This is a genomic window from Hymenobacter sp. HD11105, assembly GCF_054051685.1.
The window spans coordinates 94544-118817 of sequence record NZ_JBSWBR010000004.1; the positions used below are offsets into that span (position 1 = coordinate 94544).

At 52.5% G+C, this 24274-nt stretch carries 23 protein-coding genes; 12 read left to right on the forward strand and 11 right to left on the reverse strand.

Translation table 11 applies throughout. The annotated features are described in order from the left end of the window. Nucleotides 1-298: 298 nt before the first annotated feature. Both dnaK and ACW9KT_RS13560 read left to right on the forward strand, forming a co-directional pair. Nucleotides 299-2245: a molecular chaperone DnaK gene (dnaK, locus tag ACW9KT_RS13555; RefSeq protein WP_457081250.1), complete on the forward strand. Its 1947-nt coding sequence runs from the start codon at nucleotides 299-301 to the stop codon at nucleotides 2243-2245. 174 nt (nucleotides 2246-2419) lie between these two features. Then, nucleotides 2420-3565 (forward strand): FAD-dependent monooxygenase, encoded by a 1146-nt coding sequence (locus tag ACW9KT_RS13560; protein ID WP_457081252.1) that lies wholly within the window; start codon nucleotides 2420-2422, stop codon nucleotides 3563-3565. Here the strand turns inward: ACW9KT_RS13560 and ACW9KT_RS13565 are convergent. Further along, complete coding sequence (locus ACW9KT_RS13565) at nucleotides 3562-4728, reverse strand: endonuclease/exonuclease/phosphatase family protein (protein WP_457081254.1); 1167 nt, start codon at nucleotides 4726-4728, stop codon at nucleotides 3562-3564. The genes ACW9KT_RS13560 and ACW9KT_RS13565 overlap by 4 nt on opposite strands. 84 nt (nucleotides 4729-4812) lie before the next feature. Continuing rightward, complete coding sequence (gene purE / locus ACW9KT_RS13570; RefSeq protein WP_457081256.1) at nucleotides 4813-5364, reverse strand: 5-(carboxyamino)imidazole ribonucleotide mutase; 552 nt, start codon at nucleotides 5362-5364, stop codon at nucleotides 4813-4815. A 155-nt stretch (nucleotides 5365-5519) separates the two neighbouring features. Between purE and ACW9KT_RS13575 the strand changes: the two genes are divergently transcribed. From ACW9KT_RS13575 to ACW9KT_RS13585, 3 genes are all read left to right on the forward strand, one after another. Continuing rightward, complete coding sequence (locus tag ACW9KT_RS13575) at nucleotides 5520-6137, forward strand: MarC family protein (protein ID WP_457081258.1); 618 nt, start codon at nucleotides 5520-5522, stop codon at nucleotides 6135-6137. Nucleotides 6138-6268: 131 nt separating this feature from the next. Continuing rightward, on the forward strand, nucleotides 6269-7300 hold the full coding sequence (gene hemE, locus ACW9KT_RS13580) for a uroporphyrinogen decarboxylase (RefSeq protein WP_457081260.1): 1032 nt from the start codon (nucleotides 6269-6271) through the stop codon (nucleotides 7298-7300). Between the two features lie 82 nt (nucleotides 7301-7382). After that, a complete protein-coding gene (locus ACW9KT_RS13585) occupies nucleotides 7383-8783 on the forward strand; it encodes a hypothetical protein (RefSeq protein WP_457081262.1) in 1401 nt (466 codons plus the stop codon). Nucleotides 8784-8953: 170 nt separating this feature from the next. Here ACW9KT_RS13585 and ACW9KT_RS13590 read toward each other — a convergent pair whose 3' ends face one another. From ACW9KT_RS13590 to ACW9KT_RS13610, 5 genes are all read right to left on the reverse strand, one after another. Next, nucleotides 8954-10009 (reverse strand): bifunctional heptose 7-phosphate kinase/heptose 1-phosphate adenyltransferase, encoded by a 1056-nt coding sequence (locus tag ACW9KT_RS13590; protein ID WP_457081264.1) that lies wholly within the window; start codon nucleotides 10007-10009, stop codon nucleotides 8954-8956. 220 nt (nucleotides 10010-10229) lie between these two features. Beyond that, nucleotides 10230-11450, reverse strand: coding sequence for a pyridoxal phosphate-dependent aminotransferase (locus ACW9KT_RS13595; RefSeq protein ID WP_457081266.1), 1221 nt, complete (start codon nucleotides 11448-11450; stop codon nucleotides 10230-10232). Nucleotides 11451-11801: 351 nt separating this feature from the next. After that, nucleotides 11802-13772 carry a glycosyltransferase family 2 protein gene (locus ACW9KT_RS13600; RefSeq protein WP_457081268.1) on the reverse strand — a complete coding sequence of 657 codons (1971 nt, stop codon included), beginning with the start codon at nucleotides 13770-13772 and terminating at the stop codon, nucleotides 11802-11804. Between the two features lie 192 nt (nucleotides 13773-13964). Continuing rightward, complete coding sequence (gene recR / locus ACW9KT_RS13605; RefSeq protein ID WP_457081270.1) at nucleotides 13965-14573, reverse strand: recombination mediator RecR; 609 nt, start codon at nucleotides 14571-14573, stop codon at nucleotides 13965-13967. A gap of 96 nt (nucleotides 14574-14669) precedes the next feature. Next, nucleotides 14670-14951: an ATP-dependent Clp protease adaptor ClpS gene (locus ACW9KT_RS13610; RefSeq protein ID WP_457081272.1), complete on the reverse strand. Its 282-nt coding sequence runs from the start codon at nucleotides 14949-14951 to the stop codon at nucleotides 14670-14672. Nucleotides 14952-15180: 229 nt separating this feature from the next. Between ACW9KT_RS13610 and ACW9KT_RS13615 the strand changes: the two genes are divergently transcribed. Further along, nucleotides 15181-15738, forward strand: coding sequence for a hypothetical protein (locus tag ACW9KT_RS13615; protein ID WP_457081274.1), 558 nt, complete (start codon nucleotides 15181-15183; stop codon nucleotides 15736-15738). Nucleotides 15739-15790: 52 nt separating this feature from the next. Here the strand turns inward: ACW9KT_RS13615 and ACW9KT_RS13620 are convergent, their stop codons facing one another. Both ACW9KT_RS13620 and ACW9KT_RS13625 read right to left on the reverse strand, forming a co-directional pair. Then, on the reverse strand, nucleotides 15791-16462 hold the full coding sequence (locus ACW9KT_RS13620; protein WP_457081276.1) for a YceI family protein: 672 nt from the start codon (nucleotides 16460-16462) through the stop codon (nucleotides 15791-15793). 43 nt (nucleotides 16463-16505) lie between these two features. After that, entirely contained in the window at nucleotides 16506-16955 is a 450-nt protein-coding gene (locus ACW9KT_RS13625) for a MarR family winged helix-turn-helix transcriptional regulator (RefSeq protein WP_457081278.1), read from the reverse strand. Nucleotides 16956-17379: 424 nt separating this feature from the next. On the opposite strand from ACW9KT_RS13625, the gene ACW9KT_RS13630 reads away from it, so the two are divergent. From ACW9KT_RS13630 to ACW9KT_RS13640, 3 genes are all read left to right on the forward strand, one after another. Beyond that, nucleotides 17380-17574, forward strand: coding sequence for a hypothetical protein (locus ACW9KT_RS13630; RefSeq protein ID WP_457081279.1), 195 nt, complete (start codon nucleotides 17380-17382; stop codon nucleotides 17572-17574). Between the two features lie 97 nt (nucleotides 17575-17671). Continuing rightward, the gene (locus ACW9KT_RS13635) at nucleotides 17672-18445 is read left to right on the forward strand and encodes a helix-turn-helix domain-containing protein (RefSeq protein WP_457081281.1); all 774 of its coding nucleotides are present in this window, start codon (nucleotides 17672-17674) and stop codon (nucleotides 18443-18445) included. Between the two features lie 74 nt (nucleotides 18446-18519). Next, on the forward strand, nucleotides 18520-19023 hold the full coding sequence (locus ACW9KT_RS13640; RefSeq protein WP_457081283.1) for a YybH family protein: 504 nt from the start codon (nucleotides 18520-18522) through the stop codon (nucleotides 19021-19023). Between the two features lie 14 nt (nucleotides 19024-19037). Here the strand turns inward: ACW9KT_RS13640 and ACW9KT_RS13645 are convergent, their stop codons facing one another. Next, nucleotides 19038-20069, reverse strand: a complete 1032-nt coding sequence (locus ACW9KT_RS13645) for an enolase C-terminal domain-like protein (protein WP_457081285.1) — start codon at nucleotides 20067-20069, stop codon at nucleotides 19038-19040. A gap of 220 nt (nucleotides 20070-20289) precedes the next feature. Here ACW9KT_RS13645 and ACW9KT_RS13650 point away from each other — a divergent pair, with 220 nt between their 5' ends. Together ACW9KT_RS13650 and ACW9KT_RS13655 are read left to right on the forward strand one after the other, a co-directional pair. Next, nucleotides 20290-21705 (forward strand): dicarboxylate/amino acid:cation symporter, encoded by a 1416-nt coding sequence (locus ACW9KT_RS13650; RefSeq protein WP_457081287.1) that lies wholly within the window; start codon nucleotides 20290-20292, stop codon nucleotides 21703-21705. 228 nt (nucleotides 21706-21933) lie between these two features. Further along, a complete protein-coding gene (locus ACW9KT_RS13655) occupies nucleotides 21934-22584 on the forward strand; it encodes a hypothetical protein (protein ID WP_457081289.1) in 651 nt (216 codons plus the stop codon). 61 nt (nucleotides 22585-22645) lie between these two features. On the opposite strand, the gene ACW9KT_RS13660 is transcribed toward ACW9KT_RS13655, so the two are convergent. After that, the gene (locus ACW9KT_RS13660) at nucleotides 22646-23344 is read right to left on the reverse strand and encodes a bacteriorhodopsin (protein WP_457081291.1); all 699 of its coding nucleotides are present in this window, start codon (nucleotides 23342-23344) and stop codon (nucleotides 22646-22648) included. A 228-nt stretch (nucleotides 23345-23572) separates the two neighbouring features. Between ACW9KT_RS13660 and ACW9KT_RS13665 the strand changes: the two genes are divergently transcribed. Further along, complete coding sequence (locus tag ACW9KT_RS13665) at nucleotides 23573-24175, forward strand: hypothetical protein (RefSeq protein WP_457081293.1); 603 nt, start codon at nucleotides 23573-23575, stop codon at nucleotides 24173-24175. The last annotated feature ends 99 nt before the right edge of the window (nucleotides 24176-24274 follow it).

Sequence of the window (24274 nt, forward strand, 5' to 3'; positions counted from 1 at the left end):
TTTCTAAACCCTGCTACAGTCGTTCAACGACGAGACGCAAAATACTGCGTCTCTACCTCGTTCTGGCTTAGAACAAGCTGAACCGATGGGCAATCCGCCGGCCTGACAGGCAATGGTGGCTTTCTGATTCGCGGAAAAGTCAGAGCGACGGGAAATGGCCGATGAGGATATACAAAAATGACAATGTGTCACGGAAATGGCCTGATTTGCCCGCTGGTACGCTGCTTGTCATTCACCCTTCGCGAGCAAATCGCACTATACACTCTGACATTTCCACTTACTTAACTATACCATTCAGATGGGCAAAATAATTGGTATTGACCTCGGCACCACTAACTCCTGTGTGGCCGTTATGGAAGGCAACGAGCCGGTGGTTATTCCGAATAGCGAAGGCCGCCGTACGACGCCATCCATCGTAGCATTTCTCGACGGGGGCAAAGGTGAGCGTAAAGTTGGTGACCCAGCTAAACGTCAAGCCATTACCAACCCGCAGAATACGATTCAGTCGATTAAGCGCTTTATGGGCCGCGGCTTTGGCGAAGTAACCGAAGAGTCGAAGCACATTTCGTATGCGTTGGAGCGTGGCTCCAATAACACGGTAGCTGTGAAAATCGGTGACCGTCAGTACACTCCCCAAGAGATTTCGGCCATGGTGCTTCAAAAAATGAAGCAGACCGCCGAGGATTATCTGGGCCAGACGGTAACTGAGGCTGTTATTACAGTACCTGCTTACTTCAACGACGCTCAGCGCCAGGCTACCAAAGAAGCCGGTGCTATTGCGGGCCTCGATGTCAAGCGTATCATCAACGAGCCTACGGCCGCTGCTTTGGCCTACGGTCTCGATAAGAAGCACAAAGACCAGAAAATCGCTGTGTATGACCTGGGTGGTGGTACGTTCGATATTTCTATTCTAGAGTTGGGCGATGGCGTATTCGAAGTACTAAGCACCAACGGTGATACTCACCTCGGTGGTGACGACTTCGACCAGGTTATCATCAACTTCCTCGCTGAGCAGTTCAAGAATGACAACGAAGGTCTCGACCTGCGCAAAGACCCAATGGCTCTGCAGCGTTTGAAAGAAGCCGCTGAAAAGGCTAAAGTGGAGCTTTCTAGCTCGACTGAGACTGAAATCAACCTTCCTTATGTGACGGCTACTGCCTCGGGTCCGAAGCACTTGGTAGTGAAACTGAGCCGCGCCAAGTTCGAGCAGCTTGCCGACAACTTGGTGAAGCGTTCGATGGAGCCTTGCAAAAAGGCCCTCCAGGATGCTGGCTTGAGCACTTCTGACATTGACGAAGTAATCCTAGTAGGTGGCTCGACTCGCATTCCGCGCATTCAGGAAGAGGTTGAGAAGTTCTTCGGCAAGAAGCCTTCGAAAGGTGTTAACCCCGACGAAGTAGTAGCCATCGGTGCTGCTATCCAAGGTGGTGTATTGACCGGTGAAGTAAAAGACGTGCTCCTGCTCGACGTGACTCCACTTTCGCTGGGCATCGAGACCATGGGCGGCGTAATGACCAAGCTCATCGAGTCGAACACGACCATCCCTACCAAGAAATCCGAGACGTTCTCAACGGCTTCCGACAACCAGCCTTCCGTAGAGATTCACGTGCTGCAAGGCGAGCGCCCATTGGCTTCGCAGAACCGCACCATCGGTCGTTTCCACCTCGACAGCATTCCGCCAGCACCCCGCGGCGTACCGCAGATTGAAGTAACATTCGACATTGATGCCAACGGTATCCTGCACGTATCGGCCAAGGACAAAGGCACTGGTAAGGAGCAGAAAATCCGCATCGAAGCCAGCAGTGGCCTCACCGACGCCGACATTGAGCGGATGCGCAACGAGGCCAAAGCCAACGAAGAAGCTGACAAGCAGGAAAAAGAGCGCATTGAGAAGGTTAACGCTGCCGACTCAATGATTTTCCAGACCGAAAAGCAGCTCGCTGAGTACGGCGACAAGCTGAGCGGCGGCAATAAAACGGCTATCGAGAATGCCCTTGGCGACCTGAAAAAGGCGCACGAGAGCAAAGACCTCGGTGCTATCGAAACAGCTATGACGGCTATCAACGCCGCTTGGCAGGCTGCCTCGCAAGAGATGTACGCCGCTGGCCAAGATCAAGGCCAAGGCCAACCCCAGGGCTACCCTGGCGGCGACGGTCAATCAAACGGCAGCGCCAATGGCCAGCAGGGCCAGCCTGCCGATAACGTGACCGACGTAGATTACGAAGAAGTAGGCAGCAACAAATAAGTTGTAGCCTTATGTAAAAAAGCCCCCCAGCAGAATGTTGGGGGGCTTTTTTGTTAATGATCAGAACGAGGTAACGACACGTACTTGTGTCTTATCATTCAATAATGCAGTGCTATTTAATTAAACAACACAAGTATGTATCTCTACACCTTTCTAATTCAGCACCAGTAACTCATGAAATTCATCATCGTCGGGGCGGGGATTGGAGGCTTGGCAACGGCTTTGGCCTTGCGCCAGCAAAACCACGACGTGCAGGTAGTGGAAGCTGCCGCCGAGCTGCGCGAAATCGGGGCGGGCGTGGTGCTGGGCGCCAATGCCATGCAAGCGCTAGATCGCCTGGGCGTGCACGACGCTGTGAAGGCGGCCGGGTTTCCCATTATTCGTGTCAGCCTGCTCGACCGCCATGGCCGGATGCTCAATGACGTAGATACGCTGCCTTTCACTCGCCGCATTGGCTACGATAACCTAGCGATTCACCGCGCTGATTTGCAGCGGGTGCTGCTAAAAAATTTACCTCCCGGTGTCGTGCAGCTTGGCAAAGCGCTAGAGCGGTTTGAGCAGAAAGGCAGTCAAGTAACGGCTTACTTCACGGATGGCAGCAAACTGGAAGGTCAGGCTTTGATTGGGGCCGATGGCATCCGTTCGCGGGTGCGGCGGCAGTTGCTGCCAGACAGCCAGCCGCGCTACGCGGGCTATACATGTTGGCGTGGCGTAATAGAAGCGCAGGTGCTGAATTTGCCCGCTGGCCGCTCCACCGAAACCTGGGGTGGCACGGGCCGCTTTGGCGTGGTGCCTTTAGGTAACGGACAAGTGTATTGGTTTGCCTGTATCAACAGCGCTCAAGCGCAAAATCCGCACTATCGCGCTTTCCGCTTGGCCGATTTGCAGCGCCATTTCGCCGATTACCACTCCCCCATTCCAGAGCTGCTGGCCCTTACTAACGACGAGCAAGTAATTTGGGGAGATATTATTGATTTGAAGCCGCTACGCCACTTCAACTTCGGTCGGGTGCTATTACTCGGTGATGCGGCCCACGCCACTACGCCCAATATGGGTCAGGGGGCGGGTCAAGCTGTGGAAGATGCTGCCGCCTTGGCTGGCTGTCTGGCCCAGGCGCCAAGCCTAGAAGCAGCTTTTCAGGCCTTCGACCAGCAGCGGCGCCCGCGCACTACACGCATCGTAAATCAGTCGTGGCAATTAGGTAAAGTAGCGCAAATAGAGCAACCGTGGCTAGTAGGCCTGCGCAACGCCGTGATGCGCCGCGTGCCGGCCTCGGTGAACAACCGTCAGATGGAGTTTCTGTATAAAACAGAGCTTTAGGTAGCCAGCTCCTTCTTCTTGCCGGGGTTTTGGGCTTCCTCTAGCTCCTCTTCCCGCTCCTCCTCGAAACCATCCCGAATTTTTTCTGCGGCTTCTTCGTGATCTTCCTCGTCGGCTTCTTCAGCATTTTGCTTTTGAATGTGCTTATCGTGAGGCTCGTAGGTGAGCTTGATGTAGATAGGAAAGTGGTCGGAGCCCACGTAGTTGAGGCGCTGGATGTCTTCTACCTTGAAGTCAGCCGACACAAATACGTGGTCGAGGGGCCAGCGCAGCAGGGAATAATCGGCGTGGAATGTCGGAAGCAAGCCACGACCCACGCGCGGATCCATGAGGCCGCTGATACGCCGAAACAGCTCAGAGGTGTGCGACCAGGCCACGTCATTCATGTCGCCAAACACGATAGTGGGCTCGTCTTTCTTTTCTATCTCCTTGCCTACCAACAGCAATTCCGCATCGCGCCGGGTACTAGTTTTCGACTCCTGCGGCGCTGGCGGTTTGGGATGCAAGCCGTAGAGTCGCACCCAGGTTTTTCCATCGGGTAGCTGCACGTGGGTGTGCAAGGACGGCACATCATCGTCGAGTAGATACTTAATGTGGCAGTCGCGCACCGGCAAGCGCGAGAAAAACAGCAGGCCATAGGTATTATCTAGTGGCTCGTGGCAGGTGTGCGGGTGGGTTTTTTCCAGAGGCTTCAACTGCTCCAGCCACCACTTATCCGTCTCGACGGCCATGATAATATCGGGGTCAATGCGCTCCAACTCGGCCAAGGCTTCTTTGCCATGCTTATTGAATTGCAGCACATTCATCACGGCCAAACTAATGTGGCGCGTATCGTCGGGCAGGGTAGTGTCGCCGACCTGCTTGCTGGCCAACGGCGTGTACGGAACGATACGTACCACCTGGTATACCACCGCTCCCAATAATGCTAGCAGTAGCCCAATGCCCCAGTAGCCGGGCAGCTCGTGCCATTCTAGTACCAGACCGCCAGCCAGCGTCAGTAAGGCCAGACCAACAATCTGAAGGCGTGGAAAGTCAAAAACTCGGATCCACCAGGCCTCGGCGCGAAGCAAGGGTAACAGCGTAGCAATCAGCGCGGCTACCGTTAGAAGCAGCACTAGGCCGTGTGCTAGCAGTATCCAAAACGGCGCGTCGAGGTCAGGCATGGAGGGAAAAATATTCGGAATTTAGAATTTACTTTTTGAAAGACAAAATACCCCTCAGAACATTCGCTGGGGGGCATTTTCTACTTACTCTTCATTGAAGCCCCCTTTACGAAGCTCCTCAATGGTACGCATAACTTTGTCTTTCAGTGAATTCCGGTATTTCTCTAGAGCATCGACCAATCGGGCGTTGTGCACGCCAAGTATCTGAGTGGCAAGCACAGCAGCATTGGTAGCCCCATCGATGGCAACGGTGGCCACGGGCACGCCTGCGGGCATCTGCAACATAGAAAGTACCGAGTCCAGGCCGCGAATGGAAGTAGTAGAATTAATGGGCACCCCAATAACGGGCAGGGTGGTAAAAGCCGCTACCATGCCGGGCAGGTGCGCCGCGCCGCCCCCGCCGCAAATCAGCACGCGCAAGCCACGCTTGCGTGCCGTTTCGGCGTAATCGATTAGACGGTGAGGCGTGCGGTGGGGCGAGACAAGCGTAAACTCGTGGGGAACTCCAAACTGCCGCAGCAGCTCGGCCGCAGCCGACATTACTTTTATATCAGACTGACTGCCCATTATAATGCCTACTAAAGGCGTCTCGCGGGATTCTTCGGAAGGGTTTGTTGTGGTAACAGCGGGAGTCATGCGGGATAGGGAGAGATATGCAGGCTAACCAAGTGCCCACGCGACTTGTACGCGGCGTTAGCGGGGCGGTTGGTTTGCCAAACATAGCATTTTCCGGCCTTGCTGCTTTCCGGGCGCCTCGTACCTTTAGCCGTCTTCACCATGCTTTCTCGTTCATGGAAATTCTGCTTGCCACGTTTACCACGCTGTTTTCCGTCGTCAATCCCTTTGGGGCCATGCCGGTGTTCCTCACGCTCACCGAAGAAGACACGCCCCAAGAGCGCCGCCAAATAGGACTGCGGGCCTGCCTCTACATGATTGCGGTGCTTTCCGTGTCGTTTTTCGCAGGCCAATACGTGCTCAACTTTTTTGGCATCAACATTCACCACTTGCGCATTGCGGGGGGCATTTTGCTGATGCGCTCGGCTTTCGATCTGCTCACGCCCGGCGGCAACCGCGACCGAGTATCGCCGGCGGTTCTCGAAGAAAGTATGCACAAAAACGATATTTCGTTTACGCCCCTAGCCATGCCCATGCTATCGGGGCCGGGCTCGATGGCCGTGTGTATCAGCCTATTTACGGAGCGGCTCAGCTTTTTCGACATGAGCCTGATTTTCTTGGGCTTCGTGCTTGTGGCGTTGGCGGCCTATATCATTCTGATGTCGTCGTTGCGGCTCACCCGGTTTTTGGGGCGGCCCGGCATGGCTGCGCTGGCTCGTATTATGGGTTTTATCACCCTAGCTATTGGAGTTAATTTTATAGCAACGGCTATCAAGGCCCTGTTTCAGGAGTAGAAATAATCAAAAGAGGATCTGTAATCGGTCATTCCGGCGGCAGATGAGAACTCCTATCTTTGCGCAGCAGCTTGTATCAGAAGCTTTCATCGATCTTTGCGGCTGCAAAATCCGCCCAAATCAGTAACCCTGTGATTAAAAACGACCTTCTACTTCGGGCCGCCCGCGGCGAACAAACTGAGCGCACGCCCGTGTGGCTGATGCGCCAGGCCGGCCGCATTCTGCCCGAATACCGTGCCCTGCGCGCCCGCCTCAGCGGCTTCAAGGAGTTGGTAGAAACGCCCGAGCTAGCCGCCGAAGTCACAATTCAGCCCGTGGATGCGCTCGACGTAGACGCGGCCATTATCTTCTCCGACATTCTGGTGGTGCCCGATGCCATGGGCCTCACCTATGAGATGGTGGAAGCCCGCGGTCCGCTGTTTCCGGAAACCATTCGCACCGCCGCCGACGTCGCAAAAATGCGCGTAGCCGATCCTGAAGAGCATTTAGGTTATGTCTTGGATGCCATTCGAGTGACCAAGCGGGCCCTAAACGGCCGCGTGCCGCTCATCGGGTTTGCCGGCGCCCCCTGGACTATTCTGGCCTATATGGTGGAGGGTCACGGCTCCAAAACCTTCTCCAAAGCCCGGCGCATGCTCTACGCCGAGCCCGCGCTGGCCCACAAACTGCTGGAGAAAATTACGGCTACGACCATTGCCTACCTACAGGCCCAGGTAAAAGCCGGCGCCAACCTGATTCAGGTATTCGACTCTTGGGCCGGAATTTTGCCCCCCAACCATTACCGCGAGTTCAGCACGCGCTATATCGCCCAGATCTGCGAGGCCCTGCCCGATGTTCCCGTGACGGTGTTTGCCAAAGGTGCATTCTTCGCCCTCGACGACTTCGCCCAACTCGACTGCCAGACCATCGGCCTTGACTGGAACCAGGACCCGAAGGCTGCCCGCGCCATCCTCGGCGACAACTATACCCTGCAAGGCAATCTCGACCCCTGCGCCCTCTACGGCACGCCGGAGCAAGTGCAGCAGGCGACCATCGAGATGTTGCGCCAGTTCGGCCCCCAGCGCCACATTGCCAACCTCGGCCACGGCGTGTACCCCGATACCAATCCGGATAACGTAAAGGTGTTTATCCAGACGGTAAAACATTGGACTCCTAACAATTAGATTTTCAATTCTGCTTCCCTATAAAAATGCCTTCTGTATAAGAAGGCATTTTTATAGGGAAGCAGAATATTATTTTCTGTTTATGTTATCTCGATTTAGCGGTATTAGTAACAAACCTCTTTTTTGGTTTCTCATAACAACACTACTTTTTGGAATACATACGCTCACCTCACGCTTTTATCAACAAGTCTACGATTCGGGCGGATACTGGCTTTTAGCTAATATTTTTAATAATCAGGACGGGTTTTCTTTATTTAACTTTAATAGTTCTCTCAGAGGATATTTATTACCTCTTGTACTTTCACTAATACCCTACTTAACAAAAGAATTTACATTTTTATCAGCGGAAGTATTGATAAAAATATTTAATTCTGTTCTAGCAGGTGTACTCTTTGGAATTATTATACCGACTCTATGGCAAAAAGCTACTAAGCAAGCAGTTAATTGGAAAAGCAGACTATTGCTTATAATATCAGCTTTCCTTCTTTGGCGTGATTACTTTAATTATATCTTAAGCGACTTTCCAGCAGTTGTCGCTTTAGGGTGTGCCCTAATTTTATTACTGCCTACTGTCAACCTGAACCGAGCTCTATTAGCTGGACTATTAGTAGCCGCCGCTACTAATATTCGACCAATATATGTAGCGGCCTTCCCCTTTGTAGCATTACTAATAATATGGCTTGTAGCACATCAAAAAGGCACATATAAATTGCTTGCAATAGGCAAGTTACTATTTATTTATTGTTTAGGGTTTATACTATTATGTATACCACAGTGGCTTATTAATTACAATAACTTTCACACCAACTCTCCTTTAGTAATTGGAATTATTGATGACCCGGCAACTGGTGCTGGGGGAAACTTATATTTAGAGCAAATTACTGCAGGCTTCTCCCTACAAAAATATGAAACCAGCATAGCAGCTGATTATCCTGTACCTCAGGTTCGCTACTATGATGCTGCTGGCGCAAATATCATATCCCGTATAGATAATAAAAAAATAGATTCATACACTGAGTATATCCTTCTAGTATTCAGACGACCTCTGGATATAATAACACTAAACGCAAGGCATTTATTTAATGGCTTGGACGTGCTGTACCCTGCGCCATACATATTCAGGGTGTACACTTTCACTTCAGGCCTAGCTTTTTTTAATTATACAATGTTATTTTTTGCTTCAGTAATTACTATAATGCGGTTTCGGTATTTATCCCAACTACAGCTTTTACTTATATTACCCATAATAGTTCCATCAACCTTAATGTTACCTCTCCCAATGGAGTGCCGATATTTGATGCCGGTACATCTACTCTTGTTTTCTATAACATGCTTTGGATGGCCCAAGCACTGGACATGGCAAAAAATAAAGGAATACCGCTTGCCTCTAGTTTTAGTATATTTACTATTTATTAGTTTGTGTTATCTGATCTCTGCAAATACGCAAATGACGTTGGGAGCTGGACCTAAGTTATTATCTTAGATAAATTAGAATATCCTCACGGATGCGCCCAGAGGAGTGTTTGTCGCTTGTTTCCCTATCTGCTGTACTGATAAATAACAAACAGTACTACAAGAAGCTATAAATGGTATTTTTGCGTTATATCACAACACAAAAATACCATTGTACAAGGCTATCCAGGAGCAAAGCCTTTACTTGCCCGGATTAGCATATTTATACTTGTCCTCAACTGCCGAAAACAATTCGGCGTCTTGGGCTTCTTCCAGCAGCCGCTGCTTCTCGATAGGCACTACGCCTACTTGCTCGCACACCAACCCACCTCCCAGGTTGGCTAGCGCGGCTAATATGGGTGCCTCCAGACCCAAGGCCACGCACAAAGCCGCGATGCTAATGACCGTGTCGCCCGCGCCGGACACGTCGGAAATGGCGCGCAAGTGAGCCGGAATGTAAGTGCGGCCGGTGGCGGGTGCGTCGCTGAACACGCCGCGCTCCGAAAGCGTGACCAAGATGATGGCAGGCGTCAGCAGTTCACGCAGGCGCTGCACGGCGGCCTCGAACTGTGGGCGGTCGGCGTCGGTATCGTCGAAATCTAGCTTAAGGCCTTCGCGCAGCTCTTTTAGATTAGGCTTGAACAGCGTGCAGTGGCGGTAAGCCAAGAAGTTTTTGCGCTTGGGGTCTACAACAGTCGGGATGTTGCGCTGCCGGGCTTGGGCAATGAAGTCCTGAATCAGGTCCTCGTTGAGCACGCCTTTATCGTAATCTTCAAACACTACGACGTCTGCCTGGGGCAGTAGAGCTTCGAATCGGGCAGTAAGGGCAGCCGCTTCGGTAGAGTTTAAATCGGTTTCTACTTCCGAATCAATGCGCAGCAAATGCTGGCCGGCAGCTAGGATGCGCTGCTTTACGGTTGTAGGCCGGTCAGGGCTCTGCACGATTCCCTCGGCCGATAGGTTTTTTCCTTCCAAGAGCCCTAGCAATTGCTTACCACCAGCATCTTGCCCCACCACGGCGCACAGCAGCGGCGTCGCGCCCAGGGCCTGCACATTTAGGGCTACGTTGGCCGCGCCTCCAAGGCGTTGCTCGGTGCGGCTCACGTGCACGATGGGCACAGGCGCTTCGGGCGAAATGCGCCCAGCCTTGCCCCACACGTAAGCATCCAGCATTACGTCGCCTACAATGAGGACCGTGAGGCGGTTGAAAGCAGCAAATAGTTCAGGCAGCGAGGTGGGCGGTACGATGGGGGGCATTTTTACAGCGTTCGGCAAAAGAAGCCGCAAAGGTAGAAAGTAGCGCGATGTAACACTGGTTTCCTACTCAAGGACCCTTGCAGCCAAAGGCAGTAGTGATTTACATATAGCCCGCATCTTGAAGCACGATGCGCGGGGGGCAATTTTAACAACAAAACGCGACCCTGCGCGACGCCGAAGCACCGTGCAGGGTCGCGTTAATCTATACTAAAACCTAACCTTACTGCAGCTTTTCTAAGCTGGCTTTGATGCGGATAAAGGCTTCGCGCAGCTTCTCATCGGAGGCGGCGGTACTAAAGCGAATGCAGTTGGGTGCGCCAAACGCCTCGCCCGTAACGGCGGCTACATAAGCATCATTGAGCAGAAACATCGCCAGATCGGTGGCATTTTCGATGGTTTCACCCTGGGGGGCATTTTTACCAAAATAGGCGCTTACATCCGGAAAAATGTAGAAAGCACCGCTGGGCGTTGGAGTTTGAAAGCCCGGAATGTCTTGGGCTAGCTCCAGCACTAAGTCGCGGCGGCGGCGGTAAGCGGCTACCATCTCGTCGGCGGAGCTGCGGCCACCTTCTAGCGCGGCCAGAGCGGCGCGCTGAGCAATAGAGCAGGTACCCGACGTAATCTGACTTTGCATTTTCTCGCAGGCCGAGGCAATTTCTTTGCGGGCCGCGAGGTAGCCCACGCGCCAGCCCGTCATGGCGTAGCCCTTGGAGAAGCCATTGACGGTAATCACCTGGTCTTTGATTTCATCAAACTCGGCCAGGCTTACATGCTCCCCCACAAAGTTGATGTACTCATAAATCTCGTCGGCCATAGCGTATATGTGCGGGTGACGGGCCAGCACGGCGGCGATGTCGGCCAGCTCCTCGCGCGAAAAAATGGAGCCCGTGGGATTGCAAGGCGAGGAGTACATAATAAGCTTGGTGCGCGGCGTAATGGCCTCTTCAATCTGGGCGGCCGTGGCTTTGTAGTCGTTTTCCAGCGACCCCATTACCCGCACCGTCACGCCCTCGGCCAAGCGTACCATTTCTTCGTAGCTCACCCAGTAGGGCGCCAGAATAATCACCTCCTCGCCCGGATTAACTAGGCTCATTATGGCATTAGCCAGAGCTTGCTTTGCGCCAGTACTTACTACAATGTTCTCGCACTGATAATCGAGGCGGTTTTCGGTGCGCAGCTTGTCGGCAATGGCTTGACGCAGCTCTACGTAGCCCGGCACGGGCGTGTACTTGGTGTAGCCTTCATCAAGGGCTTGTTTGGCGGCGTCCTTGATGTACTGTGGAGTTTGAAAATCGGGCTCCCCAAAGCTGAGATTAATCACGCTATGACCCTGAGCAGCTAGCTCGCGCGATTTTTTGGCCATGGCAATCGTCTGCGACTCTTGCAAAGCACTGATACGATCGGATAAAAACGAAGTAGCGAGGGTAGCGGAAGCAGACATAGATTCAGAAGCTTTGGAGTAACACAAAAGTATTGGTAAAGTACGGAATCGAGGCTTACTACCAATTGTCTACGCCCAGAATAGCTGAACATTGGTATCATCGCTCACGCTGAGTTAAGTGTTATCAAGAGCCGAAAATGCATTTTGAGCGACATGAAGCTTTTCGCTCGCGATTGGCATTTCTAATCAATCTAAGAGTACGTCATGCAGAGCGGAGCGAAGCATCTCGCGTGCTGATGCTGGATTACTAACTCAACGACCACGAGCGAGATGCTTCGCTCCGCTCTGCATGAAGGGCTTTATTATAACCGCCTATTATATTACCAGTTAGCCCTTTAAGACTCTCTTTTATCACTCCTGTCCTAGCCACCGGAAGCGTCGCACCAAAATATTCAGGTCGGTGGAGGGCGTGTAGTCCTTGGCGTAGAGCAACTCTAAGCGGCGACGGGTGGCTTCGGGTAGCGGCGCGGCGGCAGCGTCGGTAGAGTCGGCGGGCGAAAGAACGGCGGGCGTGGTGCGCCGCGAAGCATCGGCGTGGCGCAGACCAACCCAGGTGCGACTGCCCACTAGCACGCGCACGCAATTGCGTAAAAAACCCGCTTTTTCGAGCGCAAACCATACTAGCACGGGCGCTGTCAGCAATAAGCCTAAGCTCGTCAGCACATCGAGCAGGCGCTTAGCGCGGGCTCGTTGGGGCTGAAATAGATTTAGGGCGATATCAAGGGCGTAATACTCACCGGGCGAGTCTTTCGAGGAACTGCCGATGATGTATTCGCTGTCTTCCGGCAATATCTTATAGGCGACCGGCGGGTATTGAGGGAGCCGAATCATGAGCGAAATGATTCTCGTCGCGGACAAATCCTTACCGCAGAATATCAGCTCATCCAGGGCATGAATACGGATGATTTCGTCGAGTTGGTGGAGCTGGCCAAGCAGGTAGCGGCTGGGTGGCGCAGCTTCATCGGGTACGGGCGCCACGTGCCCCACAATGCGGGCCTGCACACCAGCACTTTCTAGCAAATGGCGCACCCGTTGGCTTTCCGCCGCCGACCCGACGATGGCAATATTTTTCTGGCCCCGCTCCAGCAGGCGTAGGTTGCGGTAGCGTACCATATGGCTAAGTAGTCGCCGCCCCACTAAAGCAATTACGCACCAAATGCCCCCCAGCAAAATAAGCGCATTGGAATACCGGTACGCCTCCAGAAAATTAGAACCTGCCGAAATCAAGACGGTTCCGATGACAATGCCGCGCACGATGCGCCAAGTACTGAAAGGCTTATCGTAGCTGCCGCTTAGGTAGGCGCAGCTTAGCCAGACCACCACGTAGGCCGGAACCACTACCTCCATCAGCGGCGACGGATACTCGGCGGGGCCTGTTTTATGATAGTCTTCCCAGTAGTTTTTGAGCAGATACATGCCCCCATATAGCAAGCCCGCATCCAGCAAAACGGGCGCTACGCTCGTCAGCATGCGCCGGCTAACTGCCATGCCAGCCCGCAGCCAGATAGCTAGGTGAATAAGCAGGGAGAAAAGCCCGGCCTGGTTGGGCGCGAAGTGCTTACGGGCAAATACAATCATGGCTCGATAAAACACGAACACATAGTTGACGCTGGTACGCTTGGTGCTCTCACCTTTGTAGTGAATGATGCGCGTGCCGGGGTAATAATAGTTTTTCCAGCCGCCGCGGGTAAGCCGGTACGAGAGGTCTATATCCTCGCCGTACATGAAATAGTCTTCATCGAGCAGGCCAACTACATCCAAGGCACGTTTGCGCAGCAGCATAAATGCCCCGCTCAGCACGTCTACTTCGTGAATCTCATCTTTGTCGAGGTAGCCCAGGTGGTAACCGCCGAAGGTGCGTGAGCCAGGAAACAGCGCTGCTAGCCCAAATACTTTGTAAAAAGCCACCCGGGGTGTGGGCAGGCCGCGCTTGCTTTCGGGCAAGAACTTTCCCTGTCCATCCAGCATTTTCACGCCCAAGCCACCGCCTTCTGGGTGCTCATCCAGAAAGGCACAGCAAGCTCGAAAAGTATCTTCCTCCACCACCGTATCGGGGTTGAGCAGCAAAACGTACTCGCCCTGGGCTTGCCGGATGGCTTGGTTGTTGGCCTTAGCGAAGCCGGGGTTGTGCTTGTTTTCCAGCAGAATAACCTCCGGAAACCGCGCCCGCACCATAGCCACGGAGCCATCTACGGAGTTGTTATCGACCACAAATACCTCTGCCCCACCCTCCAGTTTCTCCAAAGCCCGCCGCACCGACAACAACGTCTGGCTCAGGAAATAGCTGACGTTGTAGTTGACAATGATAACGGAGAGCTTCACGACGGGGAGCAGCGGAATGGGACGGGTCGGGGAAAGTTACGGACTAAACTGCATCCCTTGATTCAGATTTTTGTATGCTGGACGTTGCCTGAGGCAATTAAGCAGAATAACAGGCACAAAAAAGGCTTGCCGCGTGCGACAAGCCTTTTTGTACAGTTCAGGTAATGTTCAGCTAAAAATGCCCCCAGCCGGCTAGCGCACCTGCCGCTGACGCTCCACAATGCTACGGCCTAGGGTAATTTCGTCGGCGTACTCCAATTCGCCCCCCACGGGAATTCCGCGGGCTATAGTGCTGATGTGCACGTCGGGGAACTCACGCAGCTTCCGGGTAAGGTAGAAGGCCGTCGTGTCGCCTTCCATCGTGGGACTGATGGCCAGAATGATTTCTTTGATTTCTGACTCTGGAATGCGCTTCAGAAGCGAGTCGATCTGCAAATCAGATGGCCCAATACCTTCGATGGGAGAAATAACGCCCCCCAGCACGTGGTACACCCCTTGGTACTGGCTGGTGTTTTCAATGGCAATTACGTCGCGAATGTCGGATACCACGCACACCATGGCGTGGTCGCGGAGCTTGTTGGCGCAAATGCTGCACTCCTCCGTATCGGCAATGTTGTGGCAAGTATGGCAATAGGTAATTTCAAAGCGCATTTTAGCCAACGCCTCGGCCAATGTAGCCGTGTTGTCGCTCTCCGCTTTTAACAGGTGCAGCGCTAGGCGCAACGCCGTTTTGCGGCCAATACCGGGCAGCTTAGAAAGCTCCACCACGGCGTTTTCTATCAGTTTGGAGGGGAATTCCATGTAGCTATGTTGTTAAATGGCTGAACTGTTGAATGGCTGGCCGTTCTTATTTTTAAATTGAACAACCAGCCATTTAACCTTCTGCCATTTAGCCATTTAAAGAATGTCGGCCGAAATACCGCGGTCGTGGATGGCGGTGCACATACCGGTTAGCTCATCGTAGGCGCCGTGCTTTACAGTGCACTGGCCTTTATAATGAATTAACAGGGTGCATTGCTCGGCTTGTTCGGGCTCGTGCCCGCACACGTCGATGAGGGTTTTGATCACGTGGTCGAAGGTGTTCACGTCATCATTGTACACGATCAGGTCGCGTACATCAATGGTTTCTTCGAGCAGTAAAACGTCCTCGTTATAGTCAATCTGCGGCTTGGTGTCCATGGCGCAAAAGTACGGATTATCAAGTAAAAAGGCGCAGATTTGGGCTCGCGCCGGTCTAGTATAACCGTCGGGCGGCCAGATTCGTTTCGCGAAATGAGATGATGAAATGGTGAAGGGTGAAATTGTGCAGTGATGAAGGTGGAAGTGATGAACAACTTCGCTCATTTAGCCAATTTCTATTCCCCACTTCACCTTTTATTACTGCCCAACTTCACCAAGCAACGCGTACATGCCCGTTCCCTCCTCCGACTTTAAAAAAGCGCTAAAGCAACTGCCCGATAAGGACAAAGAGGCCATGCTTCTACGGGCCGTACGCCGCGACGCCGAACTCTACGAAACCTTCGCCTACGAACTGCTGCCCGACGTGACCCTGGAGCAGGTGTACGAGCAGACTTCCGACCGCATTCATGAGCTATTCAACGTGGCTGTAACGGGCCGCTTGCTCAATCGTAGCCTGAACAAGGCCTTAGGCAAAGCCACCAAAGAAACCGCCCGCGCCCGGCGTATCACTAAAGACAAGCGCCTAGAAATCGACCTGATTCTGTACACCCTGCGCTTGATCTTCGACAATTACACAGGTCAGTTCGACAGTCCCTATAACGGTTTTTACGTCAGCACGGCCCGTATGACGGCCCGCGCCGTGCAGCTGGTACTCACTAACCTGCACGAAGACCTGTGGCTGGAATACAAAGCCGAGTTGGACAACTTCCTGACTCAACTTCACAATCGCAACAAAAGCCACAATCTGCGCTTCGAGTTGCCTCACGAGTTGATTATTCCAGATTAAAAAAGCCCCCCAGACTTGGTCTGGGGGGCTTTTTATGAAGAATTGCGACTACTTAGTTAGCAGCTACGCCACTTCCTTTTTTAGCAATCACATTGAAGCTCAGCGTGAACTCATCGTAGATAGCTTTGTCACCGATACCTTCGAAGAACGACTTTGAGCCATACTTGATGTCGTACTTAGTACGGTCGATGGTGGCAACGCCCGAAGCAGCGGCCATACCATTCTTCACGCCTACTTTGGCGGGGAAGGTGATAGGCTTGGTGATGCCTTTGATGGTAAGGTCGCCGGTAATAGTGGCGTTGTTGGCATTAGCAGCCGCACCTTTGATAGGTGTGATGTTCGTGATTTTGAACGTAGCGGTAGGGTTTTTCTCGGTGCCGAAGAAGTCATCAGCCTTTAAGTGACCTACTAGTTTGCCGTTAGTATCGGCATCCTTAATGTCTTCTACTTTCAGCGAATTCATATCCACTACGAAAGTGCCACCTACTAGCTGGTTGCCTCGCACCAACACATTGCCTTCCTTGAACTGGATAGTGCCGTTGTGCTCACCGGTTACTTTCTTACCTACCCAGCCTAGCGTGCTGAGTTGAGGCTGAACCTGGTAAGCAGTGCCACCGGCTTGCGCAGTACCGGGTGTGGTTTTCTTGACAGCGGGTTGCTGAGCCATTGCCGGAGCAGTGAATAGGGCGGCAACGAAAAGAGCTGACAGAGCGATTTTTTTCATGATCGGGGGAAATAGAAATAATGAAGAGGTTAACTGAAAGCCGTCAGTCACGGATTTTATCGAGAAGGTCGCTTAGTTGAGCGGCCTCGGTAGGCGAAAGATTATGTAAGCCAGAATTCTGATCTAATACTGCCCCTTCCATACTGCGTAGCAGTTCCAATCCGGCTTCAGTGATGCGGATGTCTACCGCCCGACGATTGCTGGGGCAAACAGTGCGGGTAACATATTTCTTAACTACTAGCTTGTCCACAATGCGCGAAGCATTGCTAGTCTTGTCGAGCATGCGCTCGATGAGCAGATTCACGGTAGCAGGTTTGGGGTGCTGACCACGTAGAATGCGTAAGATGTTGTATTGGGGCAGGGTTACATCAAACTCGCGAAAAGCGGCCGCCTGACGCAACTGTATCCAGCCCGCTGTGTATATCAGATTGATATGGGCTTTCTGGTAGTCGTCTTTAAAGGTGGGCTGTTTGATTTCGTCTTCGATTTTCATGACTTGCGGCAGCTAATGCCGAATGATGCTACAAATATATGTACCTACATTTAATGTTGCAACATAGTTCGCAAAAATATTTTCAGAACTATGTTGCCGGGAGGAATTAGCCGACTTAAAATGCGTCTAGGCTATAAGGAAACAGAATATAGGTAGCGGGCTGCATAGCCACCTTTTTCAATAAGCCACAAGGGCATTTTTTATAGCGTTCAATCGCTAGCACCACGCTTGGGGCAAGCTATATCGGCCAGGTATTATACTTTCGGCTCCCAGGCAGATAGCGAAGATAACTATATCTCTACAAGGGCTTTGTACAAGCTTTTCAAACAGGATAAAGCTTTGTAGAGAATGTCATTGGCAGCCGGCTGGTATTGTGGACTGCGCAAAAAGTGAGTTACTTATGTTCCCCTCTCTGCCACGCACTATGTCTGCTACTGCTGCCTGCCTGAATTGCAACTACCAGCTGCCGCCGGGAGCATTTCGTCCTTATTGTGGCCAAAAGCGCACGGTAGGGCACCTGGCGCACGAGGCAGTTAATCTTTTCACGCATGTTGATAATACGATCTTCAACTACATTCCTCAGCTCTTATTGCATCCGGGCCGGGTGGTAGCCGATTAAGGGTTGCAGTACACCAACAGAAGCCATGGAAAGTCTATTCTGCCAATTTTGCCGGCCGTGTCCTGCGCTTCAGCCCTTCGTTAGCAACTACATGCTTATGCATGTGCAGTTGGACCCATCGGCTCCTAGGGGAGTAAATCCTTATCCAACCAATCCGGAGCAATGCTTGTTTTTCTACGCCCGCGACGCGATTGAAGTATTTAATTACAGTAAAGGTCAAGAGGTTACTAGCCCACTTAGCGTAATCGTTGGCCCGCAGGTAGCGCGAGTAAATCTGCGCATGGGCTACAACCAACTGACTATCAAAGTAGGCTTTCAACCTGGGGGGCTTTTTCGGTTATTTCGAACCCCTCCTATGTGGCAACTGCTTGACGAAACGGTAGATAGCTACGATCTTGCAGGCCGAGAAATCAACCAGCTCAATGAGCAGCTGCGAGAGATAAGCGACTATGCGCAGATGATTGCCTTAGTTGAAACATATCTACTAAGCAAAGTAGCTGCACTTAAAACGGATGCTCATGCCGTGGATAAAGTAGCTCAGCTTATGCTTCAGAGCCACTCGCGGTCCTTTTCCTTGGATTGGCTTGCCGATCAAGCCTGCCTGAGTTCTCGACAGTTTGAGCGAAAGTTTCTGGAGCGTATTGGTATGAGTCCCAAGCTATTTATGCGCGTGGTTCGCTTTGCACAAGCATACCGCTTGAAGAATCGGCAGCCCCAGCTCGATTGGCAGGACATCGTGCACCGGTGTGGCTATTATGATCAGATGCACTTGATCAAAGACTTTAAGCTGTTTGCAGCGGTGACGCCTTCTGTTCTGTTAAAAGAGGAAGCCACTTCTCCCCTACGGCTTTTTCCAGGCAGCCCATTTTAAACGTCGTTTTTTTACTATTTCTCCCCTGGCTGAGCCTCTACCTTCGATTCATCACTTTAAAACGATAAATCGACATGAAAAAGCTACCCAGCCTCCTCCTTCTTTTGTGCCTGACCAATGCTGCTCACGCACAAACCACGAAGTATTCAGCCGATGAAAAGGCTGTTCTGCAAGTAAATAAGGGCCTTGCCGAGGCGTGGAACAAGCACGACTTAGATCTGTATTTCAGCTACTTTGCTCCTGATGCGCAGTGGGTAAATGTAGTGGGCATGTGGTGGCGTGATGAAGCTGAGCACAAATACGCCTTAGATATCTTTATGAAGGCCATGTTCAATAAAACGCAGCATAAGGTACTTCATACAGAAGTCAGAATGTTAAGGACAGACTTGGCCATTGTGCGTCACAATTGGGAATTGGAAGGTTGGGTAATGCCCGATGGCCGTGATATGAGCGATGTGTCTACCGGCGTAATGACGCTGATTGTTGAAAAGCGAAAAGGCAAATGGCTTGTCATCGACGGACATAACACCTCCATTGATAAGAATGCCAAGGACCCTGTACTAACGATGAAGAAATAAGGAAACTAAGCTCATTACTTTTCTAAGTTAGGGACGGCCAGTTGAGCGCTCAACTGGCCGTTCTCCTCGCGTACGAACCCAAAGGGCTCGTCGCGCACTACCAGAAAACCATCCAAGTCGCACACTTGCGCCTGACTGCTCACTTGCAAAGCCCCCCAAATGCCCAACGAAGTCTCGACCATGCAGCCGAGCATCGTATCGAGGCCATGGGCGCGGGTTTGGGAGAGTAGGTGCAGGCCGTTGCGGTAGCCACCTGCCTTCATCAGCTTCATATTTACGCCGTGAAACTGCTCAGCAATTTCACCGAAGTCAGCCTCATTGGTAACCGATTCGTCGGCGAAAACGGGGTAAGGTGAGCGGGGGCGCAGGTAGCGGTAGTGGTCGGTGCAAGCGGCGGGTAAGGGCTGCTCCAGCAAGCGCACCGCTAGGCCGGGCAGGGGGGCAATTTTTTCCAGAAACTGCAACAGCGCATCGGCATCCGTCCAGGCTTCGTTGCCATCGATAATCAGCGGCCGACCTGGTAAGATGCGCGTTACTTCGCGCAGCAGCTCGTAACCACTGGCCTGGTCTACTTTAATTTTGAGGACAGAAAAGCGCCCCATATCCTGAGCCTGTATAAAAGCGGCTACCTCGCTGGGGGCCATTATGGGCAAGGTCAGGGCAGTGGGTACGGAGGCCGATGGCTCCGGCAAGCCCAGCACCGCCGCCACCGACTGGCCTGTGCTAGCTGCCTGCCAATGCACGTACGCCGACTCTAGGGCAAAGCTCAAGGCGTGCGCTACGGAGTGGTAGGTCGTGAATTCGGTTAGCTCAGCCAGCGAGGTCACTTTATCTAAGCCGCTAGCAACTAGTTGCTCAAACTCCCGCTGCAAGCTCTCGGGCGACTCATTATAGCGCACGTTAGGCGCTGCCTCGCCCCACCCTACCGCCCCGCCTGCCGCCTGCTGTACCCGCACAAAAAGGTTGGTTTTGGTATCGGAGGCGTTGCGCGAGATTTTCCAGGTGTAGCGCAGCGGCAGCTCACGCGATTCAAGAGTCCAGAGCATGTAGTAAGGTGAGGAATGGTTGAGGAAGCAGGAAACAACAGCCAGCCTTGCGAGAGCCGAGCACAAAGCTACTTTTCCGATGGGCTAAAATTGGCTAAACAAAGCGTGATAAAATGCCCCCCAGAAGGAATAATAAGTTAGCTGCCGCGCATAATCTGTAACTGTTGACTGAAAACTTATCTTTGCTGACATTCCCTTGTATTACCCCACCCCACTCTGCATGAAGTTTTCGCGCCTCGTTCCGCTGGTTTTGGTTTTGTTCTTTATAGCTGCTGCCCTCACTGCGGCCGCTGTCAACAATGTCTTGGGTGTAGACCCGCTGGTGGCCCAGGTGGCCCGGTGGATTGCCCTGGCTGCCCTGACGGCGTATGCCGTCCAGCGTCGCTCCCTCACCTTCTGGATTGTGGCGAGTATGTTTATCGGGGGCGAAATTGGCAACGACTTTCCGGCTTTCGCCCAGAGCCTGAAAGTACTTAGCGACGTGTTCTTGCGTCTGGTTAAAACCATTATTGCCCCGCTGGTTTTTGCTACGCTGGTCGTGGGCATCGCCGGCCACGCCGACTTGAAGCAGGTTGGCAAAATGGGCATTAAAGCCTTGGTTTACTTTGAGGTTGTCACCACGTTTGCTCTCATCATTGGCTTAGTGGCTATCAACCTGAGCCGGGCTGGCGTAGGCATCAGTCAGGCCGGCGCCGATACTACTGAGCAGCTTCAAGCTGTGGAGCAAACTACGTCTGATATCATTCTGCACATTTTCCCCGAGAATATTGCCAAATCGGTAGCGGAGGGGCAGGTACTGCAAGTCGTGGTGTTTGCCATCATCTTCGCTATTGGCCTAGCTATGGTGCACGGCAAACACCGCCGTCCCATGCTGGAAGTGATGGAAAGCTTATCGGAGGTCATGTTCAAATTCACTAATGTGGTTATGCTATTTGCTCCGCTGGGTGTAGGTGGCGCGTTGGCCTATACGGTGGGCAAAATGGGTTTTGCCCCTCTGTTCAACGCATTCCAGCTGCTGCTTACTCTGTATGTGGCGCTTATTGCCTTTATCATACTGGTACTGCTGCCTATTGCCTTCTTTGCTCGCATCCCCATCAAGCGCTTCGTGCAAGCCATTGCTGAGCCAGTAAGTATTGCGTTTGCCACGACTAGCTCGGAGGCGGCACTACCACGGGCCATGGAAGCTATGGAAAGCATTGGCGTACCGCGTCGCATCGTGGCTTTTGTAATGCCTACGGGCTATTCGTTTAACCTGGACGGTACAACACTTTATCTTTCCCTAGCCGCAGTGTTTGTAGCACAGGCCGCGGGCATAGAGTTGAGCTTTGGCCAGCAGCTGGTGATGGTGTTTACGCTCATGCTTACCAGCAAAGGCGTGGCTGGCGTACCCCGCGCCTCCCTCGTAATTCTGCTGGCTACTGTTGCCTCCTTCAACTTACCGTCGTGGCCGGTATTCATCATTCTGGGCATCGATGCGCTTATGGACATGGCCCGCACCGCCGTGAACGTAATTGGCAACTGCCTGGCTACGGCCGTAGTAGCCCGCTGGGAAGGTGAATTTGTAGACAATTACGTGGCTGAGCCCATCGACGATTTGGCCGAGCAGGATAGTGCCTTAGCCCAGCAGACACACTAATTAGCCCTCAACGGTTTGCTCGATAAGTGGCCCCGTCAACTTCCCATGGGAGATGACGGGGCCACTTGATGTTTTGACTCGTACCGGCTATAAACATAGCTAAACTGGTATTTATCTAGCTAAATGTATTATTTATCGAATAACCGGCCTTAATTTCCCTTAAAGCGCTATAAAGTTGTCCTATTTTTGATATAGCCGCGTGTTATATCGCTCTGAAAGACAACGTTTATGAAACTCGCTCTACGGTGCTTACTGCTTAGTTTGCTGTCTGGGTTTTACCTCTCCGGCTGCAAATCGGCGGACAAAGTATTGTTTAAAGCTCCGTCGGCCAACCTTAGTAGCCGTCTGCCAGCCATGCAGGTTGATGTGGACAACAGTCTGCTCATGGTTTCGGAGGCTACGGAGTACGACGATGCGCGCAAGCTGTTTGAGCAGGAGTTAAACCAAAATATCCTTGACCCCGGTGACACCATTAAGTTCGGTTACGTGAAGCTGCAGATTCTGGAAGCTACCGTCACGCGGCCGGGCCGGGCGTTGCAGGCATTCCAGATGGCTACCCTGCTCACTCCTTCTATTCTAGGTGTTCCGCTGGGCTGGTATTGCAGTCGAGTACGGGCTGAAGTTCAGCTATATGATGCGCAAGGCGAGTTGCTGGGCACCTACGCTGGCACGGGTCAGTCCTCGGTGCGGGTGGCTATGTACCACGGCTACTCCCAAAGTGCCGCGCCGCGCCTAGCCGATCTGGAGGCGCTGCGCCTGGCCCTGAATCAGATTCGGCCCCAGCTCGAAGTTGATGCCGTTGCGCTGCGTAAAGAGTTAGTCAGCCGTGGGCCGGTGGAAGTAATCATGGGGCAGACGGCAGTTGCCAACCCTAAGTAATAAAAAAGCCCCCCCGCAGAGTGCTGGGGGGCTTTTTTATTCGCAAGTCATTGCTAAAAGCTTATTCAAAAGCCAACTCTTCGGGCTGTTCACGTAAGGAGCGCAGCCCCGACAGATCGACGATGCTGAACCCTACTTTTGAAAGAATAGGTACTACCACGAACAACAGCTTTTCAGTGAAAGAATCGAGGGCACCGATGCCAGTGGGCCCGAGCGCCCAGATGACGGGATATGCAATCCAGAGAATAGTCAGAAAGCTGAGCGCCTTGTTATAAACCGCGGCTAGGGCTGGGCCTTGGCTATGCGCGCGGCGTCGCAATGGTCCCCAGAGCGTCCACATGATGCCGAGAAAAGCCATTACGCCCAAGCCGTACCACACCCAGCGCACGGATCCGGTAGATAAGTCAGCAATGAGGCCGGTGAGAATCATAAATACATCGGCTAGAACCAAGCCGCCAATGATAACCCGGTCTTTTTTTATGTAATACATGCCCGTAGAGGCGAGGGCAAATAAAAGCAGGGGCGTCGTTACGACCCAGTCGAGGTAGCGCGCAAAATGGGTAGTATCGCCCGCTTCGGTGGTGCCTTGCCCCGTAGATAGTGCAAAGTAAGCCGTAGCCGACCACACCGGAATCAGAAAAGCCACCAGGTACTCGGCCCGAGGTACGCCCCGCCGGTCTGCCAGGCCCCAATACAGAAACAAAATGGCCCCCAGAACCATGCAGATGATATAAATGGAGTAGAGCGTAGTGTCAGTCATAAGTGTTGCTTAGGTTGGTGTGTCGCTTGATAATACCTCACCTAATTTGTATATGTTACAATTTACATATATTTAATCCTATTTTAACCTCAACTATATATAGCCGGTTGTTGTCTTCTACCTCGGATAAAAAAGCTTGAGCCCGCATAACTTTTGGTCTCCATTCGTTGAGTTTATACAGGCATGGGGGGCATTTGTATCCTCGCCTCCCCCCTATCTTTACCGACTATGATGCGTAAATTTTCAACTTGGCTTCTTGGGCTGCTGGTAGCTGTGCTGGTAAGCGCCTGCTGCGGCAGCGTCTCGTGCGAGTGCGACGACACATTCGAAGACGCTATATACTTTCAATTCAATCTTGCCGATTCGCTCGGAACCACTGGATTTCGGGCGGCGGACGTTGATACGGTCGTGCTCGTTCGCTACGCTTACATCGATCCTATGCTTCCCCCCAATTCTCCTGCTCCCCCAAACGACACAGCGCGGATAATTCGCACGCGGGCCTTAGTTTCCGCGCCCATTGTTCTTAACAATAACGCGCCCTTTACGGCGGGCGGGGGTCGCAAATTGGACGCGTATAAGTACCAGCTTTATGTGGTGCGACGTTTCAAAAAAGAAGGTGATGTCAGCAATACGCTCGAACCAGTATTCTACTCACTTGACCAATTCATACTTGCTGGCAAGTTTATCGGTGACGGGTGCTGCACCTGCTACGAAAACCAAGGGAAGCAGCTGCGCGTGAGCCAAGGCAAAGAGTTTGGCCGGGCGGGCACTATCTTGAACGTAACGACTCCTGCAGGCGAGGAACCCAAGACCGTCTTACTCAGTCGTTAGACCCTCTAGAATCGGTTTGAGCTGGTTATATTTACAGGTGTCTTTACGGCCTGAAGACAAGCCTGCTGAATCGGGCAACACCCACTGCAATTAATCTCT

Coding starts and splice junctions, on each gene's coding strand:
- ACW9KT_RS13590 (WP_457081264.1), bottom strand. CDS start 10,009: ATGCCCCCCATCGTACCGCCCACCTCGCTGCCTGAACTATTTGCTGCT.
- ACW9KT_RS13665 (WP_457081293.1), top strand. CDS start 23,573: ATGATGCGTAAATTTTCAACTTGGCTTCTTGGGCTGCTGGTAGCTGTG.
- ACW9KT_RS13635 (WP_457081281.1), top strand. CDS start 17,672: ATGCATGTGCAGTTGGACCCATCGGCTCCTAGGGGAGTAAATCCTTAT.
- ACW9KT_RS13660 (WP_457081291.1), bottom strand. CDS start 23,344: ATGACTGACACTACGCTCTACTCCATTTATATCATCTGCATGGTTCTG.
- purE (WP_457081256.1), bottom strand. CDS start 5,364: ATGACTCCCGCTGTTACCACAACAAACCCTTCCGAAGAATCCCGCGAG.
- ACW9KT_RS13650 (WP_457081287.1), top strand. CDS start 20,290: ATGAAGTTTTCGCGCCTCGTTCCGCTGGTTTTGGTTTTGTTCTTTATA.
- ACW9KT_RS13560 (WP_457081252.1), top strand. CDS start 2,420: ATGAAATTCATCATCGTCGGGGCGGGGATTGGAGGCTTGGCAACGGCT.
- ACW9KT_RS13640 (WP_457081283.1), top strand. CDS start 18,520: ATGAAAAAGCTACCCAGCCTCCTCCTTCTTTTGTGCCTGACCAATGCT.
- ACW9KT_RS13585 (WP_457081262.1), top strand. CDS start 7,383: ATGTTATCTCGATTTAGCGGTATTAGTAACAAACCTCTTTTTTGGTTT.
- ACW9KT_RS13630 (WP_457081279.1), top strand. CDS start 17,380: ATGTCTGCTACTGCTGCCTGCCTGAATTGCAACTACCAGCTGCCGCCG.
- ACW9KT_RS13620 (WP_457081276.1), bottom strand. CDS start 16,462: ATGAAAAAAATCGCTCTGTCAGCTCTTTTCGTTGCCGCCCTATTCACT.
- ACW9KT_RS13645 (WP_457081285.1), bottom strand. CDS start 20,069: ATGCTCTGGACTCTTGAATCGCGTGAGCTGCCGCTGCGCTACACCTGG.
- ACW9KT_RS13625 (WP_457081278.1), bottom strand. CDS start 16,955: ATGAAAATCGAAGACGAAATCAAACAGCCCACCTTTAAAGACGACTAC.
- ACW9KT_RS13610 (WP_457081272.1), bottom strand. CDS start 14,951: ATGGACACCAAGCCGCAGATTGACTATAACGAGGACGTTTTACTGCTC.
- ACW9KT_RS13595 (WP_457081266.1), bottom strand. CDS start 11,450: ATGTCTGCTTCCGCTACCCTCGCTACTTCGTTTTTATCCGATCGTATC.
- ACW9KT_RS13565 (WP_457081254.1), bottom strand. CDS start 4,728: ATGCCTGACCTCGACGCGCCGTTTTGGATACTGCTAGCACACGGCCTA.
- ACW9KT_RS13615 (WP_457081274.1), top strand. CDS start 15,181: ATGCCCGTTCCCTCCTCCGACTTTAAAAAAGCGCTAAAGCAACTGCCC.
- ACW9KT_RS13655 (WP_457081289.1), top strand. CDS start 21,934: ATGAAACTCGCTCTACGGTGCTTACTGCTTAGTTTGCTGTCTGGGTTT.
- recR (WP_457081270.1), bottom strand. CDS start 14,573: ATGGAATTCCCCTCCAAACTGATAGAAAACGCCGTGGTGGAGCTTTCT.
- dnaK (WP_457081250.1), top strand. CDS start 299: ATGGGCAAAATAATTGGTATTGACCTCGGCACCACTAACTCCTGTGTG.
- ACW9KT_RS13575 (WP_457081258.1), top strand. CDS start 5,520: ATGGAAATTCTGCTTGCCACGTTTACCACGCTGTTTTCCGTCGTCAAT.